The organism is Streptomyces sp. NPDC002742 (genome assembly GCF_042888885.1).
Taxonomy (GTDB): Bacteria; Actinomycetota; Actinomycetes; order Streptomycetales; family Streptomycetaceae; genus Streptomyces.
The window spans coordinates 314,595-331,012 of sequence record NZ_JBIAQF010000002.1 but is presented as its reverse complement, the minus strand read 5'-3'; the positions used below and the strand labels follow the sequence as shown (position 1 = coordinate 331,012).

12 protein-coding genes and 2 pseudogenes are annotated in these 16,418 nt (G+C 69.6%); 4 read left to right on the top strand and 10 right to left on the bottom strand.

Annotated features, from left to right (window positions below; all coding sequences use genetic code 11):
• Positions 1 to 12: 12 nt before the first annotated feature.
• Positions 13 to 134, top strand: a pseudogene (locus ACFYW8_RS04265) (IS5/IS1182 family transposase); the annotation flags it as partial.
• 228 nt (positions 135 to 362) lie between these two features.
• On the opposite strand, the gene ACFYW8_RS04260 reads toward ACFYW8_RS04265, so the two are convergent.
• The 6 genes and pseudogenes from ACFYW8_RS04260 to ACFYW8_RS04235 form a co-directional block, all read right to left on the bottom strand.
• Positions 363 to 2,285: an alkyl/aryl-sulfatase gene (locus ACFYW8_RS04260; protein WP_389067650.1), complete on the bottom strand. Its 1,923-nt coding sequence runs from the start codon at positions 2,283 to 2,285 to the stop codon at positions 363 to 365.
• Positions 2,286 to 2,377: 92 nt separating this feature from the next.
• Positions 2,378 to 3,022: a hypothetical protein gene (locus tag ACFYW8_RS04255; protein WP_389067647.1), complete on the bottom strand. Its 645-nt coding sequence runs from the start codon at positions 3,020 to 3,022 to the stop codon at positions 2,378 to 2,380.
• Entirely contained in the window at positions 3,019 to 3,882 is an 864-nt protein-coding gene (locus tag ACFYW8_RS04250; RefSeq protein WP_389067643.1) for an HAD family hydrolase, read from the bottom strand. The genes ACFYW8_RS04255 and ACFYW8_RS04250 overlap by 4 nt, the downstream gene beginning before the upstream one ends.
• 171 nt (positions 3,883 to 4,053) lie before the next feature.
• Positions 4,054 to 4,692, bottom strand: a pseudogene (locus tag ACFYW8_RS04245) (chloride channel protein); the annotation flags it as partial.
• Positions 4,693 to 4,725: 33 nt separating this feature from the next.
• Positions 4,726 to 4,974 carry an amphi-Trp domain-containing protein gene (locus ACFYW8_RS04240; protein WP_389067639.1) on the bottom strand — a complete coding sequence of 83 codons (249 nt, stop codon included), beginning with the start codon at positions 4,972 to 4,974 and terminating at the stop codon, positions 4,726 to 4,728.
• Between the two features lie 163 nt (positions 4,975 to 5,137).
• The gene (locus ACFYW8_RS04235) at positions 5,138 to 6,088 is read right to left on the bottom strand and encodes a DUF389 domain-containing protein (RefSeq protein ID WP_389067633.1); all 951 of its coding nucleotides are present in this window, start codon (positions 6,086 to 6,088) and stop codon (positions 5,138 to 5,140) included.
• Positions 6,089 to 6,301: 213 nt separating this feature from the next.
• Between ACFYW8_RS04235 and ACFYW8_RS04230 the strand changes: the two genes are divergently transcribed.
• Genes ACFYW8_RS04230 through ACFYW8_RS04220 form a run of 3 tightly spaced genes read left to right on the top strand, consistent with a single transcriptional unit; the run spans position 6,302 to position 10,462 of the window.
• A complete protein-coding gene (locus ACFYW8_RS04230; protein ID WP_389067628.1) occupies positions 6,302 to 8,122 on the top strand; it encodes a glycoside hydrolase family 15 protein in 1,821 nt (606 codons plus the stop codon).
• A gap of 22 nt (positions 8,123 to 8,144) precedes the next feature.
• Entirely contained in the window at positions 8,145 to 8,825 is a 681-nt protein-coding gene (locus ACFYW8_RS04225; RefSeq protein ID WP_389067622.1) for a cyclase family protein, read from the top strand.
• A 56-nt stretch (positions 8,826 to 8,881) separates the two neighbouring features.
• The gene (locus ACFYW8_RS04220) at positions 8,882 to 10,462 is read left to right on the top strand and encodes a GMC oxidoreductase (protein ID WP_389067619.1); all 1,581 of its coding nucleotides are present in this window, start codon (positions 8,882 to 8,884) and stop codon (positions 10,460 to 10,462) included.
• A 138-nt stretch (positions 10,463 to 10,600) separates the two neighbouring features.
• On the opposite strand, the gene ACFYW8_RS04215 is transcribed toward ACFYW8_RS04220, so the two are convergent.
• From ACFYW8_RS04215 to ACFYW8_RS04200, 4 genes are all read right to left on the bottom strand, one after another.
• On the bottom strand, positions 10,601 to 12,367 hold the full coding sequence (locus tag ACFYW8_RS04215; protein ID WP_389067615.1) for a cation:proton antiporter: 1,767 nt from the start codon (positions 12,365 to 12,367) through the stop codon (positions 10,601 to 10,603).
• A 218-nt stretch (positions 12,368 to 12,585) separates the two neighbouring features.
• A complete protein-coding gene (locus tag ACFYW8_RS04210) occupies positions 12,586 to 13,605 on the bottom strand; it encodes a cytochrome d ubiquinol oxidase subunit II (RefSeq protein WP_389067610.1) in 1,020 nt (339 codons plus the stop codon).
• Positions 13,602 to 15,062, bottom strand: coding sequence for a cytochrome ubiquinol oxidase subunit I (locus ACFYW8_RS04205; RefSeq protein WP_389067605.1), 1,461 nt, complete (start codon positions 15,060 to 15,062; stop codon positions 13,602 to 13,604). The genes ACFYW8_RS04210 and ACFYW8_RS04205 overlap by 4 nt, the downstream gene beginning before the upstream one ends.
• Positions 15,059 to 16,417, bottom strand: coding sequence for an NAD(P)/FAD-dependent oxidoreductase (locus ACFYW8_RS04200; RefSeq protein WP_389067601.1), 1,359 nt, complete (start codon positions 16,415 to 16,417; stop codon positions 15,059 to 15,061). The genes ACFYW8_RS04205 and ACFYW8_RS04200 overlap by 4 nt, the downstream gene beginning before the upstream one ends.
• Between the last annotated feature and the right edge of the window lies 1 nt (position 16,418).

The window sequence follows — 16,418 nt, the reverse complement described above, 5'->3', positions numbered from 1 at the left end:
GAATCGGGTGTTTGGGCAGACAAGGGCTATCAGGGCGCCGACGGCACAGTGCGAGTGCCCTGCCGTGGCCGGTGGAGAAGCTGCCCGAGGGGCAGCGAGCCGTCGACGTCTCCCACGCCCGGATTCGCGCACTCCGCGGTGGCGTCGGTGTACGTGACGGCCTCGAAGTTCACGACGAGCCAGCGCACCGGCGGGCGGGCGCGGCCGAGCAAACCCTCGATCCTGCTGGTGAAGAAAAACCGTGGGCGAAGTCAACAGACCCGTCAGGAATGAGTGCACACGCGCCCTGGGCGAACCGTCCGGGATCGCTGGCCGCGCACGGCTGCGTGCACGAACGCTCGACAGGCGCGGTGGCCGCTCGGTCAGGCGTTGGAGTTGGTGAGGGCGAAGTAGGGCGAGAAGTCGTCGAGCAGGCCGGTCAGGGTCGCGAATACGGCGAGGTCGCCGTCCGCCGTGATCTGACCGGCCTCGGCGGCCGCCGCGAGGGCCCCCGGCTTGAGCAGGGCGCCGGCAAGCTGTGCCTTGCCCAGGCGCAGAGTCAGGTCGGCGTTGTCGGTGTGGCGGGGGCGGTGGTGCAGGACGCCGTTGGCGAGCTGGAGGCTGTGCGGGCCGGGCTGGTCGCCGTCGGTGAGGTCGAGGTTGACGGCCAGGGAGGTGTCGGCGGCCTTGGGACCGTTGAGGCGCACCGCGATGAAGTCGAGGAAGAGGTCGAGCGGCATCGCCATGACCGTCTCGATGCTGCCGGTGCTCTGGACGCCGGTGGTGGGGACGCCGTCGCGCAGTTCCTGCGCGACGGTGAGGTAGAGGTTGCGCCACTGCGGGCCTTCGGACTGGTAGCCGAGCTGCTCGTAGGCGTCGGCCTGGATCCCGCGGGCGATGTGGTTGCCGGGGTCGGCGAACACGGCCTGCCCGGTCAGCTCCACCACCCAGCGGTAGTCGCCCGCCTCGAATGCTTCGCGGGCCAGCTCGACGACCCTCTCGGTACCGCCGATGGCCTCGACGTAGCGTCGGGCGTTCTCGGCCGGCGGCAGGGGGTGCAGGTGCATCGGGTTGCCGTCGTACCAGCCGAGTTCCTTGGCATAGACGGCCTTGAGGTTGTGGTTCACGGTGCCGTGGTAGCCGCGGTTCCACCAGGCCCGGCCGAGTGCCGGCGGCAGGTCGAGCTGTTCGGCGATCTCGATCGGGGTCAGTCCGTGGTTGGCGAGGCGCAGGGCCTGGTCGTGGAGGTACTTGTAGGCGTCACGCTGGGAACCGAGGAAGTCCCGGACGTTGTCCCTTCCCCAGACGGGCCAGGTGTGCGGGCCGTAGTGGACCTCGGCGTCGGGGAACAGCTCCATCGCCTCGTCCAGACAGCGGGCGAAGTTCGAGGCGTCCCGGGTGCGGGCACCGCGCAGCGTCTGGATGTTGTGCAGGGAATGGTTGGCGTTCTCCGCGCAGGTGAGCGCCTTCAGCTCGGGGATGTAGAAGTGGAACTCCTCGGGGGCCTCGGTGTCCGGCGCCATCTGGAAGACGAACTCCAGCCCGGCCAGGGTCCGCCGCTCACCGGTGGTGGTGATGGTGTCGGTGGGCGGGAGGTAGGCGAAGGTGCCGGTGGGCGGCAGTGCCAGGCCGCCGCCGTCGGTGACGAAGCCGAGCGGCCCGTGCGGCAGCAGGGTGCCGAACGCGTGCGCGGCCCTGCGGGACATGACGTTGCCACAGGTCACGTTCTCGCCGAGCGCGTACTTCTCGAAGTTCTCACCGGGCGCGAGGATCGCGATCTTGCCGGAGGCGACCTCCTCCGGGGTGACGATCCCGGTGATGCCGCCGTAGTGGTCGATGTGGGTGTGCGTGTAGATCACCGCGACCACCGGCAGCCTCTCGGGCCGGTGCGCGTAGTAGAGGTCCATCGCGACCTTGGCGCACTCGGCCTTGGAGCCGGTGTCCACGACGATCAGTCCGCCGTCGCCCTCGATGATCGTCACGTTGGCGAGGTCGTGGTTGCGGACCTGGTAGATCCGGTCCGACACCTCGTAGAGGCCGGCTTCGGTGATCAGCTGGGACTGCCGCCACAGGCTGGGGTGCACCGAGTCCGGGGCGGGCTCGCCCGCCTCGACGAACGAGAACCACGCCAGGTCCCACACCAGGTCGCCGGCCGCATCGCGGATCACCCCGTTGTCCGGCAGTTCCGCAACGAACCCGCGCCGGACGTCCTCGAAGTCGCCTACGTCGTCGAACGCCAGCTCCTGCAACGCGGCCCGGTTGGCCGCGGCTGTGGCGCTGGAAGCTGCTTTGGGAGGTACCGGCATGACACGTTCCTTAGTCCAGGCAGTGCATCGGTCCCACCATCCTGTCCCGCCCCCGGCGATTCAGCAGGACATGACGCGTGGGCTCGCGGTGGTCAGGTGCCGAGCGGCCAGGACTTGAGGAGTTTCCGGGCGGTGCCGTTGTTGCCCAGTTGGTGGACGGCGAGAGCGGCTGGGCGGATGTCGAAGGCGTCGAAGGGTTCGGCCTGCAGGACCTTGAGGTGTTCCACGGTGTCGAGGCCGACAGTGAGGTGGGCGGTGTAGTTCGCTCCCGTCTGGTCGGGCACGTAGGTCCCGACCCAGTCCTTGGTCGTCTGGCTGATGTGCTGGCCTGGGTCGGTGACGAACGCGGCGTCGGTACCGCCCGAACCGGTGAACGGGGCCACCGCGGCCACCAGCGCGGCCTGGAGGTCGAGGAGCAGCTGGTTGGGCCGGACACCGAGGACGGCGGCGGCCTGACCCGGCGGCCCCCAGTGCTCCGAATAGGTGATCCCGGGGACGTGGTAGCTCAACAACGCGGGGTCGGTGGCCGCCAGGGTCCGTTCGATGGCCGCGTACGCCGCGTCGAGGTCGGCGGTGACGAGGTAGCGCTGGAGCATGGTGATGTGCGGAAGGTGCGTGTCGTCGAGGGTGATCCCGGCGGGGATGCTGAGCGGCATCCGCCGGTTCACCGCGCGCGCTCGCTCGATCGAGTCGGTGTCCGGCTCGATCAGGATGTCGACGGCCGTGAGATCACTCATCGCTGCCCCGGCTTCCCGTAGAGGGTGGTCCAGTCGTTCTTCATGCTCACGACGGTCCAACCGAGCTCTTCCGCCTTCGCCAGGGACGCCTCCGCGGACGTGATGTATGCGAACTCGCGCTCGGCGTCGTCATGTTGGATCAGCAGCGCGAACCTCGCCGAACCGAGCATCTCGATGTCCACGTCGGCGTTTCCGCCGGCGAACACGGGCAGCCGGCCGGTCTGGGCGAAGATGTGCTCCGGCTTGCCAGGGCCGAGATCGAGTCTGCCGAGCATCCGCTCGCCGCGCACGATCCGGCCGTCGGCGTACGTGTACTCGGCGGCCGAGCCGATGACGTTCTCCTTGGGGATCCCCCAGGTCTCCTCGGCGAACACCCGCATGAAGTCGCGGCCCCCGCCGGAGCACACGAAGACGCGGAACCCGTTCTCCTTCAGCAGGTCGAAGAGCTCCAGCATCGGCTGGTAGACGAGGTCCTTGTAGAGGACGCCGAGTGTCGGCTGGCGGACCGTGTCCAGCCACTCGCGGACCTGCGCGTCGAACTCGGCCGGGGTGGTCCCCGCCCACGAGCGCGCGAACGCCTTCAGCAGCGACTCGATCACCGATGGGTCCTGCGTCGCCACCCCATGCAGGAACGAGGCGTCCTTCTCGATCAGCGCCTTGTACGGCTGCCGGCCGGCGAGCGAGGGATCCGCCTTGACCTCCTCGGTCCAGCGCCGGAACACGAAGTCGAACTGCGGTGGCAGCGGCTGCTCCACCCACAGCGTGCCGTCGTTGTCGAAAGCCGCGATCCGGTCCGCCGGAGGAACGAAGTCCGGCCCCTCGCCCGTCGCCCGTCGCCCGTCGCACGACGCACGACGCACGACGCACGAAGTCCACGATCGCATCCTTGGCTTGGCCGTCTCGCCAGCTCGCAAGCAGTGTGTCGTCACTCAACGCAAGATCCTCTCGTCTGGAAAATGCCTCGGCCCGGTCGGGCTCCGGAACACGGTGAACCTCCAGGTCGGAACGGGGCATCGTTCGCGACGGACCCCTCACGGGGACACGGCCGCCGCGGGCGGTGCGGGAGCGGGAGCGGGAGCAAGGCGCTGCGAGAGGACGTAGGAGACCACGACCGCGACGATCACGAGGGGCATGACAGTGAGGCCCTGTGTTCCCAGGAGCAGGGTGGCCAGCAGCACGGCGGTCATCGGCAGTTTCAGCATCGCCACGCACATGGCGCCGACGCCCATCGCGAAGCCCGATGTCACGTCCAGCCCGGGGAGGTGGCTCATGGCCAGCCCGACTGCCGCTCCTACGAACATCGACGGAAAGACCGGCCCGCCGCGGAAGCTGCTGAGCGAAAGGCTGTAGGCGACGGCCTTGCAGACCACAAGAACGACCAGGGCGGCCGCCGAGTATCCGGCCTGACCGGCCAGCAGCGGGCCGAGCGCGCTCTGGCCCGAGTACAGCACCTCGGATGCCGCCTTCCCCGTCCCCTCGGCGTACACCAGCGCGGCCGCTCCCACGAGGGCACCCGTCAGCGCCGTGGCCACCACCCGCCGCCGCTCGACCCGTGGCTGCAGGAACAGTGCCGCCCGGCGGATACCCGTCCCGAGCAGGGCAGCGGCTACTCCGATGACGAGTGCCCAGCCGAACCCGGCGATGTCCGGGCGGTCAGCATGCGGCACGTTGTTCGCCGGGGCGTGCCGACACAGTGCGGTCTGCTATGTCTTTGCCTCGTCAGGCTGCGCTGTCGACCACTTGAGCTCGATCTCCAGCTCGATCTGGTCGTCTCCCACCTCCACCTCGACTTCGCTCTGCAGCTCGTCGGGAATGTGCACGCTCAGCTTGCCGGGGCCGAGCTGTAGTTCGGCGCGGCCGCCATGGCGCAGAGCGGCCGAGAGTGCCGCGAGCTGATCGGCGGCTTCAAGGCGTGACAGCGACCGCTTGTGCTCGAATTCGAGGTCCTTCACAGAGCCCTCCGATCCAGCGGATAAGCCTCATACCAGATCATTGTGAGGCCGTGCGTCGCGGACGGCACACTCACGCTGCGCAATCCTTCGGCCCCGGCCCAGGACGCACAGCAAAGGCGGCAAAGGCGCAGCTGTCGGCAGGACGCCGGTGCGGCAGCGGCCGTCACGGCTTGCTCGTGCGTGCGCGGCGAAGGGCGACCCGTCGCCAGACCTCCCGCTGGCAGCGGAGCGTGACAGTACCGACCACGATCAGCACGAGGATGTTGACCATCAACTGCACGAACGAGCCCCAGGCCTCGCTCCCGCTGCCGAAGGCGGCGGAGACCGCGATGTCGGCAGCCGCCGGAATGGTCGTGACGGAGATGAACACGCCGAGCAGTGCGCTTGTCTTCGCCTCGGTGAGCGAGACGATGCCCACGATTCCGGCCAGGCCGGCGACGGCGAACGAGAAGAAGTCGGGTGTATCGATCAGCTCGGAGACAGGCCTCACGCCCAGGCTGAAGGCTTTTGACTCGAAGTCACACACGCGGATCAGCAAAGCGAAGAGGAAAGTCGTGACGATGGCCAGCACAAACCCCAGCAGCAGGGCGCGCAGTCCCTGCCGGATCCGTAGCCCGTTGTGCCGGTCGATGCCGAGCGCGATGCTGACGATCGCCCCGTACTCCGGACCGACCACCATGGCCGCGACGATCAGGACTTGCGAGTTGGTGACGATTCCGACCGCGCCGATGAGACCGGCGATGACCAGATAGAGGTAGAAGCTCGGCGCGTACGTCCCTTCAGCCCGGATCCGCGCCTCGACCTGGTCCCAGACGGGCGCGTGGGTAAGTGCCCCGAGCTCCTGTGGAGCCGCAGCGCCTCCACCGACGAAGGCCATGTCCACCGGCTCGATGACGATGGAGCCCCGGCTGTCCAGGTGCAGGGCGCGTAGGGCCCGCAGGACGTCGTTCGCGGCGCCGGTCAGCACGTCGCAGACGATGCCGTCGCCGTCCGGGTTCCGCGCCGCACCACGCTGCACGATCAGATTCAGGACCGACGGGTCGCCGGCAAGGAAATCGACGGCCTGGTCGGTGAGGTCCGGCGGGCTCACCGCTCGGACGTGGATCATGTCCAACCCTGAACCTCCACGAGCTCGGGTTCCACGGCACGCTGCCGGCCTGTGCAGGATCCCTCACACGAACCGGTCCTCCACGGCAACGCCGCGCGCGGGTTGCCGACCGTCCACGATCACTGAGAGGGACCCGGACAGTCGGCCGTCGACAACAGGCGCGTCCCGTGGTCCTGGCCGATAGTGAATCCCAAGGACCGCTCTGACCTGGGGACACTCATGGACCGCTATGCGCCCATCGCTGAGCACGGCCTCATCGGCGACCTGCAGACCGCCGCGCTGGTGACCTCGCGGGGCGTCGTCGACTGGTTCGCAGCGCCCCGCTTCGACTCTCCCAGCGTCTTCGCCGCGCTGCTCGACCATGACCGGGGCGGCTACTTCCGGATCGCCTCGGCGGATCCGGAGGCCAGCTGCAAGCAGTTGTACTACCCGGACACCGCCGTCCTGGTCACCCGCTTCATGTCCCCCGACGGGGTGGGTGAGGTGATCGACTGGATGCCGCCGAACACCAGCCGCACCCCGACCGACCGGCACACCTTGATCCGAGCTGTGCGCGCGGTGCGGGGCACCGTGCGCTTCGACATGGAGTGCCGCCCGCGCTTCGACTACGGCCGGGCCACGCACGACCTCGACGTGCGCCCCGAGGCCGCCGCCTTCAGGGCGCCCGGTGTCTGCGCGTACCTCCAGAGCACCTTCCCGGTCGAACGTGACGGCGATGACCTGCGGGGCTCCGTGACGCTGAACGTCGGCGAAACGGCGGCAGCCGTCCTGACCGTCTGCGACGCCGACGGACAGGCCCCGCCACCGCCCACCGTCGACGGGGTCACCCAAGGACTATGGGACGCCGCAGACTTCTGGCAGAAGTGGGTGCACGGCTCCAACTACCGCGGCCGCTGGCCGGACATGGTCAACCGTTCCGCGATCACCCTCAAACTGCTCACCTACGCCCCCACCGGAGCACCCGTCGCCGCGGCCACCATGGGCCTGCCCGAGCAGGTCGGCGGTGAACGGAACTGGGACTACCGCTACACCTGGGTCCGGGACGGTTCGCTGTCTGTGCGCGCCCTGCTCGACCTCGGATTCGTCGAGGAGGCCACCGACTTCACCCACTGGCTCGGCGACCGGCTGCGTGAGTCCGCGGGCAAGGACGGCGAACCCCTGCAGATCATGTACCGGGTCGACGGACAACCCATCCTCAGTGAAGAGATCCTCGGTCATCTGGAGGGCTACCGGGGGTCCGCACCCGTACGCCTCGGGAACGCGGCCGCCGACCAACTGCAGCTCGACATCTACGGCGAAGCCCTCTACGCGCTGTCCGAAGGCCGCGAGATCGCCCGCCAGGCCGGCTACCGCGGCTGGAAGGTCCTTTCCCGGACGCTGGACTGGCTGGCCGACTCCTGGGACCGCCCGGACGAGGGCATCTGGGAGACCCGCGGAGGCCGCCAGGACTTCACCTACAGCCGGGTCATGTGCTGGGCCGCCTTCGACCGCGGCCTCCAACTGGCGGCCGGGTTCAGACGGCCGGCCGACACCGACCGCTGGACGAAGGCCCGCGACGCCATCCTGCTGCAGGTCGAGGAACACGGCTGGAACGAGAAGGCTCAGGCGTACGTCCAGCACTACGGCGATGACGCCGTCCTGGACGCCTCGCTGCTGCTGATGCCCCGGGTCGGATTCGTCGCCCCGCAGGACCCGTCCTGGCTGTCCACCCTCGACGCGATGGACCGCACTCTGGTGTCCGACAGCCTCGTCTACCGGTACGACCCGGCCGCCTCGCCCGACGGACTGCGCGGTTCCGAGGGCACCTTCAGCCTCTGCACCTTCCTCTACGTCGACGCACTCGCGCGGGCCGGTCGGTTGCGGCCCGCCCGGTACACGTTCGAGAAGATGCACACCTACGCCAACCACGTCGGTCTCTTCGCCGAGGAGGTAGGCCCCAGCGGTGAGCAACTCGGCAACTTCCCGCAGGCGTTCACCCACCTGTCGCTCATCATGGCCGCGAGCACCCTGGACGAGGCCCTCGACCAGCAGCGTGGCTGACAGGCCCCCAGGAGCGATGTTCATGCCCGCACACCACCAGCGGCATCCTCGACCGCGCCAGAGCCAGGACGATTTCAAGGAGCTCTACGCGCGCCTTGCACACCTGGGGACGGGCGACGCCTGGGGCGCGCTGGCCACCATCACCCCGGAGCGCGTCGCCGCCGCGGCGCGCGAGGTCCGCCTCGGCCGGACGGTGACGATGGCGGCGCCCGTCGGAACCCGAACCGCCCCCGACAACCCGCACCCCGCCGGCCACAGGCTGACCGGGCCGCCCGAGGACGGGGAGCACGCCCACGGGCTGCACTTCGCCACCGACCACTTCGGCATGAACGTGCACGGCGACGCCGACAGCCATCTCGACGCGCTCTGCCATGTGGTCTACGACGGCACCCTGTACGGCGGGGTCCCGGCGTCCACCGTCAGCGCGGAGGGCGCCACGGCACTCTCCGTCGAGCTGGTCCGCGACGGGATCGTCGGCGACGGCAACAACGACACCGCCCCGAGCGTCACCGACGGCGTGGACTTCCCCGTGCACGTGCTGGGCGTCCACGCGCTCGGGCTCCACCTCCTCGACTACCTCCAGTTCGAGGACCTGGTGTCCCTGTGCGAGCAGGAGGGCCGCTGGTCGTTCCTGTGCTTCATCGCGCCCCTGCGTCTCCCCCAGGCCACCGGTTCCCCCGTGAACCCCATCACGATCCTCTGACCCCCGATCCGCCAACCGGCAGTGACCCTTGCCCCGACGACACCGAGGTGGCCGACATGTCCGACGACCAGCACTACGACGTCATCATCATCGGCACCGGAGCAGGCGGCGGCACCCTCGCGCACCGGCTCGCCCCCACCGGAAAACGCGTCCTGATCCTGGAGCGGGGCGGCTATCTTCCCCGCGAGCGCGACAACTGGGAGTCGACCGCCGTCTTCGTGAAGGGCAAGTACCGGGCCCCCGAGTTCTGGTACGACAAACACGGTGAGCAGTTCCCGCCCGAGGTCAACTACTACGTCGGCGGCAACACCAAGTTCTACGGCGCCGCGCTGTTCCGTCTGCGCCCGGAGGACTTCGGCGAGTTGCGCCACCACGGCGGCATCTCCCCGGCCTGGCCGATCCGTTACGAGGACCTGGAGCCGTACTACACGCAGGCCGAGCACCTCTACCTCGTGCACGGGCACCACGGCGAGGATCCGGGCGAGGGACCGGTCAGCGCCCAGTACGCCCATCCGCCCGTGCGACACGAGCCGCGGATCCAGCAACTCAGCGACGACCTGGAGAAGCACGGCCTGCACCCCTTCCACCTGCCCATCGGCGTCAACCTCACCCAGGACGCCAACGGCGGCGCCACCCACGGCAGCGTGTGCATCCGCTGCAACCGGGTCGACGGATTCCCTTGCCTCGTCCGCGGCAAGGCCGACGCCCAGGTCATCTGCGTCGAGCCCGCGCTGGAGCACGACAACGTCCGGATGATCACCGGCGCCAACGTCCGCAAGCTGGAGACCGACGACACCGGACGCACGGTCACCGGCGTGGTCGCCGAGCTGGAGGACGGCTCCGAGGCGCGCTTTCACGGTGCCATCGTGGTGGTCGCCTGCGGGGCGGTGAACTCCGCCGCGCTGCTGCTGCGTTCGGCGAACGAGCGGCACCCGAACGGCCTGGCCAACAGCTCCGACACGGTCGGCCGCCACTACATGCGGCACAACAACCTCGCCCTGATGGCAGTTTCGAAGGAGCCGAACGACACGCAGTTCCAGAAGACCCTCGCCCTGAACGACTGGTACCTGGGCGCGGACGACTGGGAGTTCCCGCTCGGCGGCATCCAGATGCTGGGCAAGTCGGACTCCGACCAGATCAAGGGCGAGGCACCTCGGTGGGCCGGACTCGCCTCACCGGACATGCCGTTCGAGGAGCTCGCCCACCACGCCGTGGACTTCTGGCTGTGCGGCGAGGACCTCCCCCAGCCGGACAACCGCGTCACCCTGGACAACAACGGCGACATCCATCTCGCCCTGGACGAGAAGAACAACATCGAAGGACTGAACCGGCTGCAGCACAAGCTGCGGGGCATGCTCGGCAAACTCGGCATGCACCCGCACCACCTGCTGCCGCACAGCATCTACCTGCACAAGGGCATGCCGATCGGCGCCACCGCCCACCAGGCCGGCACGGTCCGGTTCGGCAACGACCCGCAGACCTCCGCGCTCGACGTGAACTGCAAGGCCCACGACCTCGACAACCTCTACGTCGTGGACACCAGCTTTTTCCCGAGCATCGGCGCGGTGAACCCGTCCCTCACCGCCATCGCCAACGCCCTGCGCGTCGGCGACCACATCACCGAGCGGATCCGCTGAACGCCACCGCCGGACCCGCCCCGCCGGTGGCGACCCACGCGGCACGAACGTCGGCCGGATGCACCCGGGTTGCCCGCGGGCATCCGGCCGAAGCGCCGTGAACGTGAGCCGTACCGCGGGCTGCCGTGAACGGGAGCCCTACCGTGACGGATCGGCCGTTGGCGTCAGCAGGATGGCGATGTCGCCGCCACCGGCCGTCGGCACACTGCTCTCGGTGGCCGCGAAGAGCCGCCCGTCCGGCCGCACCACGAACAGCACGTCGTGTCCGGCCGGGACACCCCCGTCGACCCGGTGGGTGACGATGCGCGCGCCGTTCGCGTACCGGCGCGCCAGCGCGGGCCGGTTGAGCCCCTCCCCGAACAATGCCTCGCTGCCCGTGTAGGGGGCCACGACCCCGTGACTGCGGGTGGGCGGTGCCAGGCGATGGACGGGACCTTCCACCGTCTCTTTGAGGGTCATGAACGCCAGAGCGTTGAAGTCGTCCTCGTCGGTGAGCAGCAGCACGTCCGTGATGCCCTCGAGTTCGGCACCGGCACCGCTGGCGGCGGCGAGCAACTGGCCCGGGGCCAGGTCGAGGCCGGCGTCCGCGATGCTCCGGCGCTCGCGGTCGAGGCCCGCCCACATCAGCACGTCCAGGCCCGCCGAGCGCAGGGCACGCCCCAGCTCGACCACCCAGGGGTCGCCGCCGACCAGGAGCGGGCGTGACCGGGCCGAGCGGCGGACGCCGAGCCACCGGGCCACCGGGAGCGCCGTCAGGCCGTACACCATGACGGTGGCGACGATCACCACGAAGGTGGCGGGGAGGATCTTCTGCGCGCCACCGATGCCTGCCTGGACGAGGGAGACGGAGAAGGTGGAGGCGGTGGCAGCGGCGACGATGCCGCGCGGGGCCATCCAGCCGATGAACCACCGCTCCCGGAACGGCACGTCGGTGCGGAAGGTGGAGAGCAATGCCACCAGGGGTCTGACCACCAGGACGAGGGCGGCGACGAGGCCGAGGGTCGGCAGCGCCACGTGGCGCAGGGACTGCGGGGTGACGGTGGCCGAGATCGAGATGAACAGCAGCCCGATGATGAGCGAGACCATTGTTTCGAAGAAGGGCCGGCGAGCGGGCATGTCCAGTCCGGGCAGATTGGCCAGGGCCATTCCCATGACGACGGCGGCGATGAGTCCCGTGTCGTCCCGGAAGGCGTCGCAGACCGCTGCCACCAGGACCACTGAGGCAAGTTGAAGCGTCGTGGAGAGGACCTCGTCGAGGGTGAGGTGACGCAGCAGCAGCCAGAGGAGAGCCAGCCCGATGGCTCCGCCGGCCAGGCCGACCGCGATGCTGGCGCTGAACTTTCCGAGCTGGCTGCCGGGGCCGTGCTGTTCGCCGGCCAGGACGCCGTGGAAGACGAACGCCCCGAGGATGCCGCCGATCGGGTCGATCAGTGAGCCCTCCCAGATGAGGACGCGTTGCAGTCTTTCCGTCGGCCGCACGTAGTTGAGCAGCGGCCCGACGACGGTCGGGCCGCTGACGACGAGAATGGCGCCCAGCATCACGGCCGCGCCCCTGGACATGCCGACGATGGGGATCGCGAGCAGGGCGGCCGCCAGCCAGGTGATGAGCGCCCCGAGCCAGATCAGCCGGACCACGACCTTGCGGGTGTGGCCCTTGAGGCGTCGCAGGTTCAACCCGAGTCCGGCGTCGTAGAGGATCACCGCCACGGCCAGCGAGACCAGCGGTGAGAACGCGGGGCCCAGCAGCTTCTCGGGGTTGACGTCATCGGTCAGCGCGCCGGCGACGAAACCGGCCGGCAGCAGGAGAAGGATCGCCGGGACCCGCAGCAGGCTCGCCACCAGCTGGCAACCGACGGCGAGGGCCACGATCACCCCGATGCCGAGCAGAACCTCACTCGATGTCACTGCATCCCCTCCTGGCGTGCCACCCTGCCCGACGAAATGGCGCATGCGCGTGCCGAGCCGGCTGCCGCCGCTCGCCGCGGGCGATCAGCCCGACGCCGAAGGCGAGTTCGAAGACCGTCACCACGGTGGTTCCGCTGTTGGGCGTGGCCGGGGTTCCCGACCGTCACAGGCACCGTGGCACGGACCAGGGTCGCTGTACCGTCGGCCGTCGTCACCGTTCATTCGCCACCGTCCTCTTCGGGGACGGGTTGCAGCACGCCCTGGGTGTCCAGGCGGTACAGCACGACCAGGGCGGGGCCGACGAACACGAGGGCGACGACCGCGACGATGATCATCCACTGCATCGTCGCGCTCGCCCCCGCACCCTGCTGGACGGTCAGCGAGGTGGGCACCAGGTAGGGCCGTTGGGCGAACCCCCAGGCGGCGACCAGCAAGGCCACCACGGCCACCGAGCTGTACCGCGCCCAGCCGGCGGCCGGGCCGGCGACCAGCCATGCCGTGACCGCCAGGGCCACCGCAGCGGCGATGACGAGAGCGAGCCCGACGCCGTGGGTGAGCCCGTGGTGAACATAGCTCGCGTGCGAGTCGGTCACGGTCAGGCCGATCACGCCGAGGATCAGCAGTGCGGCGGCGGCGATCCAGGAGCGCAGCCGGAAGTAGCCGACGAGGTCGTGGGCCTCGAAGCGGTGGGCGTCCGCGGTGAGGAACACCGCGCCGAGGAAGGCGGTGGCGGCGACGGTGATCAGGCCCGCCATGACCGAGGTGGTGTGGGCCCAGACGTCCGTCGAGGCGGTGGTGCCCGGTGCGGCATGTCCGGAGGCCACCGCGCCGATGACCGTGCCCAGGAAGAACGGGGTGAGCAGTGACGAGACGGCGAACATGGCGCCGTAGATGCGGCGTTCGGCGAGGCGGTGGGTGGGTTTGCGCAGTGCGAAGCCTGCGCCGCGCAGGACCATGCCGACGGCCGCCAGCGCGAGCGGGAGCCACAGGGCGGTGAACACGGTCTGGAAGAAGACCGGGAAGCCCGTCCACATGAGGACCACGATGAAGATCAGCCAGACGTTGTTGACCTCCCAGACCGGTGCCATGGCGTGGTCGATGAGCCAGCGGGGGCGTCTGCCGCGATCGGCGCCGCCGGCCAGCAGGTCCCAGAACCCGGCCCCGTAGTCGACACCGCCGCCGCAGGCGTAGGCGGCGACCGCGAGCAGCAGGACCCAGGCGACGACGGTGGCGGTCACAGGTCGCTCCCGGGTGCCCGGTGGTCACCGTGCACGGCGGTGGCGGCCGGCTGCGGGCGCGGGCCGTACGGTGTGTCCGACTCGGGGCCCTCGACCGGCACTCCGGCGGAGTCGGCGAGGCGCCAACGCGTACGCATCTTGAGCAGCACGGCGAGGAACGACCCGAAGACGAGCACGTAAACCGTGACCATGATGCCGAACATCGTCCACAGCGAGCCGGCGCCCGTCGGGGTGACCGCTTCGGAGACGCGCATGTTCTGGTAGACGATCCAGGGCTGGCGACCGACCTCCGTGGTGATCCAGCCGCACTCCACGGTGATAACGCTGGCGACCCCTGCGACAGCGGCACAACGGAAGAACCACCGGGACTTCGGCAGGTCACGGCGCCGCCACCAGCACCAGGCGTACCAGAGGGCGAGCAGGATCAGGACGCTGCCGATGAGCGCCATGATGTCGAACGTCCAGTGGACGATGGTGGCCTGGGTGGCGGTGGGCCGGTCGGAGGCGGGTACCGAGGAGAGGCCCGTCACCTGAGTGTCGGGACTGAACCCGGCCAGGATCGAGTCGAGTTGGGGGATCTTGAGCCCGCCCTTGATACTGCCGTCCTCCTGGAGGCGCCCGAACATGTACTCGGGCACATGGGTGTCGGTCTTCCAGACCAGCTCGGCGGCGGCGAACTTGACCGGCTGCTTGTGGAAGATCTGCCGGGCGATGTTGTCGCCCAGTACGAACTGCACGGGAGTGAGGATCGCCGCGACGGTGAACGGCACGGTGAACCCCAGGCGGTGGTAGCGGTCACGGCGGCCGCGCAGCCACCCCACCGCGTACACACCAGCCACCACGTAGCCCGCCGTCAGGAACATCGCCACCACGAAGTGCCAGTACTGCGGGCCGAACATCGGCGTGAAGATCGCCTGCTCGACGTCGACGTTCACGGGCTTCCCGCTCGCGTCGAGGGTGAAGCCCTGCGGGGTGTTCATCCAGGAGTTGGCGGCGATGATGCCGAACGCGCCCATCAGGGCCGCCAACGGGAGCGGGACGGCGAGCCAGAAGTGCGTACGGGGCTTCAACCGGCGCCATCCGTAAAGGTAGATGGCGATCAGGATCGCCTCCAGGAAGAAGGCCCACGCCTCGACGCCGAATCCGAGGCCGAAGACGTCGCCCCAGCGGCCCATCATGCCGGGCCACAGCAGGCCGAACTCCAGCGAGAGCACGGTGCCGGTGACGATGCCGACGGCGAACTGGACGGCCATCACGGCCGACCAGCGACGGGCCAGCAACATGGCGACCGGATCGTTCTTCCGGAGACCCCGGTAGTGCATGACCAGCGTGATGAACGGCAGCGCGACGCCGAACGGCACGAGCATGATGTGGGAGGCCAGGGTGAAGGCCATGAGTTCCCGGGCGGGCAGCAGTTGCGCCGGGGTGTTCGCCAGGAAATGGGCGGCGGTGTTCATGCGGGCCTCGGTGGCTCGTGCCGGGTGACGGGGTCAGCCGGTGGACCGGACGGGGAGAGGACGGGCGCGGCGGCGGAATGCGGGACCGCCGCGGGGAAGGCGCGCTCGCGGCGCGATCCGGAGGCGAAGACCACCGCCCAGCTGAGCAGCGCGCCGACCCTGCTGCGGAACCCGGTGAGGAAGACGATGTGGATGAACAGCCAGATCAGCCAGCCGATCAGCCCCGAGGCGTGGAAGCGGCCCATCTTCACGACGGCCCGGCCCCGCGAGATGTAGGCCGCGCTGCCGAGGTCCAGATACCGGAACGGACGGGGCTTGCCAGTCCTTCCCTCGACGTCGTGGCGGATCCGTCGGCCGGCGTAGGCGCCGCTCTGCATCGCGACCTCTGCGAGTCCGGGCAGCTTGTCCAGGCTCATCAGGTCGCCGACCACCCGGATCTCCGGGTATCCGGTGATGGTGAGGTCGGGTTCGACCTTGACGCGTCCCGCCCGGTCCTGCTCGGCGCCGGTCGCCCGCGCGAGCGCCGTCGCCAGGGGCGGTGCCTCGACTCCGGCCGTCCACAGCACCGTGCGCGCCTCCACCCGGTCCGTGTCGCCGTTCTTGCGGCGCACCGTCAGGCCCCGGTCGTCGACCGCGGTGACGATCGAGTTCAGGTGGACCTCGACACCGAGGGTGTCCAGTGTGCGAGCGGCCTTGCGGGACAGCACCGGACCGAAGGCGCCGAGTACGCCGTCCGAGCCGTCGAAGACCAGGACCCGCGCGCGGCCCGGATCGATGGCCGAGAACTCCCGATCGAGTGTGTGGCCGGCGATCTCCCGGATCTGCCCGGCCAGCTCGACCCCGGTGGGGCCGCCGCCCACCAGGGCGAAGGTGAGCCACTGCGCGCGCTCCTGCGGGTCCTCGCTCGCCTCGGCCATCTCGAAGGCCTGGTAGATCTTGGTCCGCACGGCCAGCGCGTCCGCCAGCGTCTTCATGCCGGGCGCGTGAGGCGCGAACTCGTCGTGTCCGAAGTACGACTGCCGTACTCCGATGCCCACGATCAGATCGTCGTAGGGCAGTTCCAGCCCGCCGCCGTCCAACCGCCGCGCGTGGACGACCCGCCGGGCCACGTCCACGTCGGTGGCCGTGGCCTGCAGGCACCGCACTTGAGGGTGGCGGCGCAGGACAGCCCGCAGCGGCTGGGCGATCTGGCCCTCGGAGAGAATTCCGGAGGCGCACTGGTACAGCAGAGGCTGGAACAGGTGGTGGGCACAGCGGTCGACCAGGGTCACCGCGACCGGGGCGCTGCGCAGGGCCCGCACGGCGAACAGGCCTGCGAAGCCACCGCCGAGGATCACCACCCGGCGGGGGGTCACA

Excerpts from the sequence above, each read along its gene's own strand:
- ACFYW8_RS04220 (WP_389067619.1), top strand. The coding sequence starts at position 8,882 with ATGTCCGACGACCAGCACTACGACGTCATCATCATCGGCACCGGAGCA.
- ACFYW8_RS04260 (WP_389067650.1), bottom strand. The coding sequence starts at position 2,285 with ATGCCGGTACCTCCCAAAGCAGCTTCCAGCGCCACAGCCGCGGCCAAC.
- ACFYW8_RS04255 (WP_389067647.1), bottom strand. The coding sequence starts at position 3,022 with ATGAGTGATCTCACGGCCGTCGACATCCTGATCGAGCCGGACACCGAC.
- ACFYW8_RS04225 (WP_389067622.1), top strand. The coding sequence starts at position 8,145 with ATGCCCGCACACCACCAGCGGCATCCTCGACCGCGCCAGAGCCAGGAC.
- ACFYW8_RS04205 (WP_389067605.1), bottom strand. The coding sequence starts at position 15,062 with ATGAACACCGCCGCCCATTTCCTGGCGAACACCCCGGCGCAACTGCTG.
- ACFYW8_RS04230 (WP_389067628.1), top strand. The coding sequence starts at position 6,302 with ATGGACCGCTATGCGCCCATCGCTGAGCACGGCCTCATCGGCGACCTG.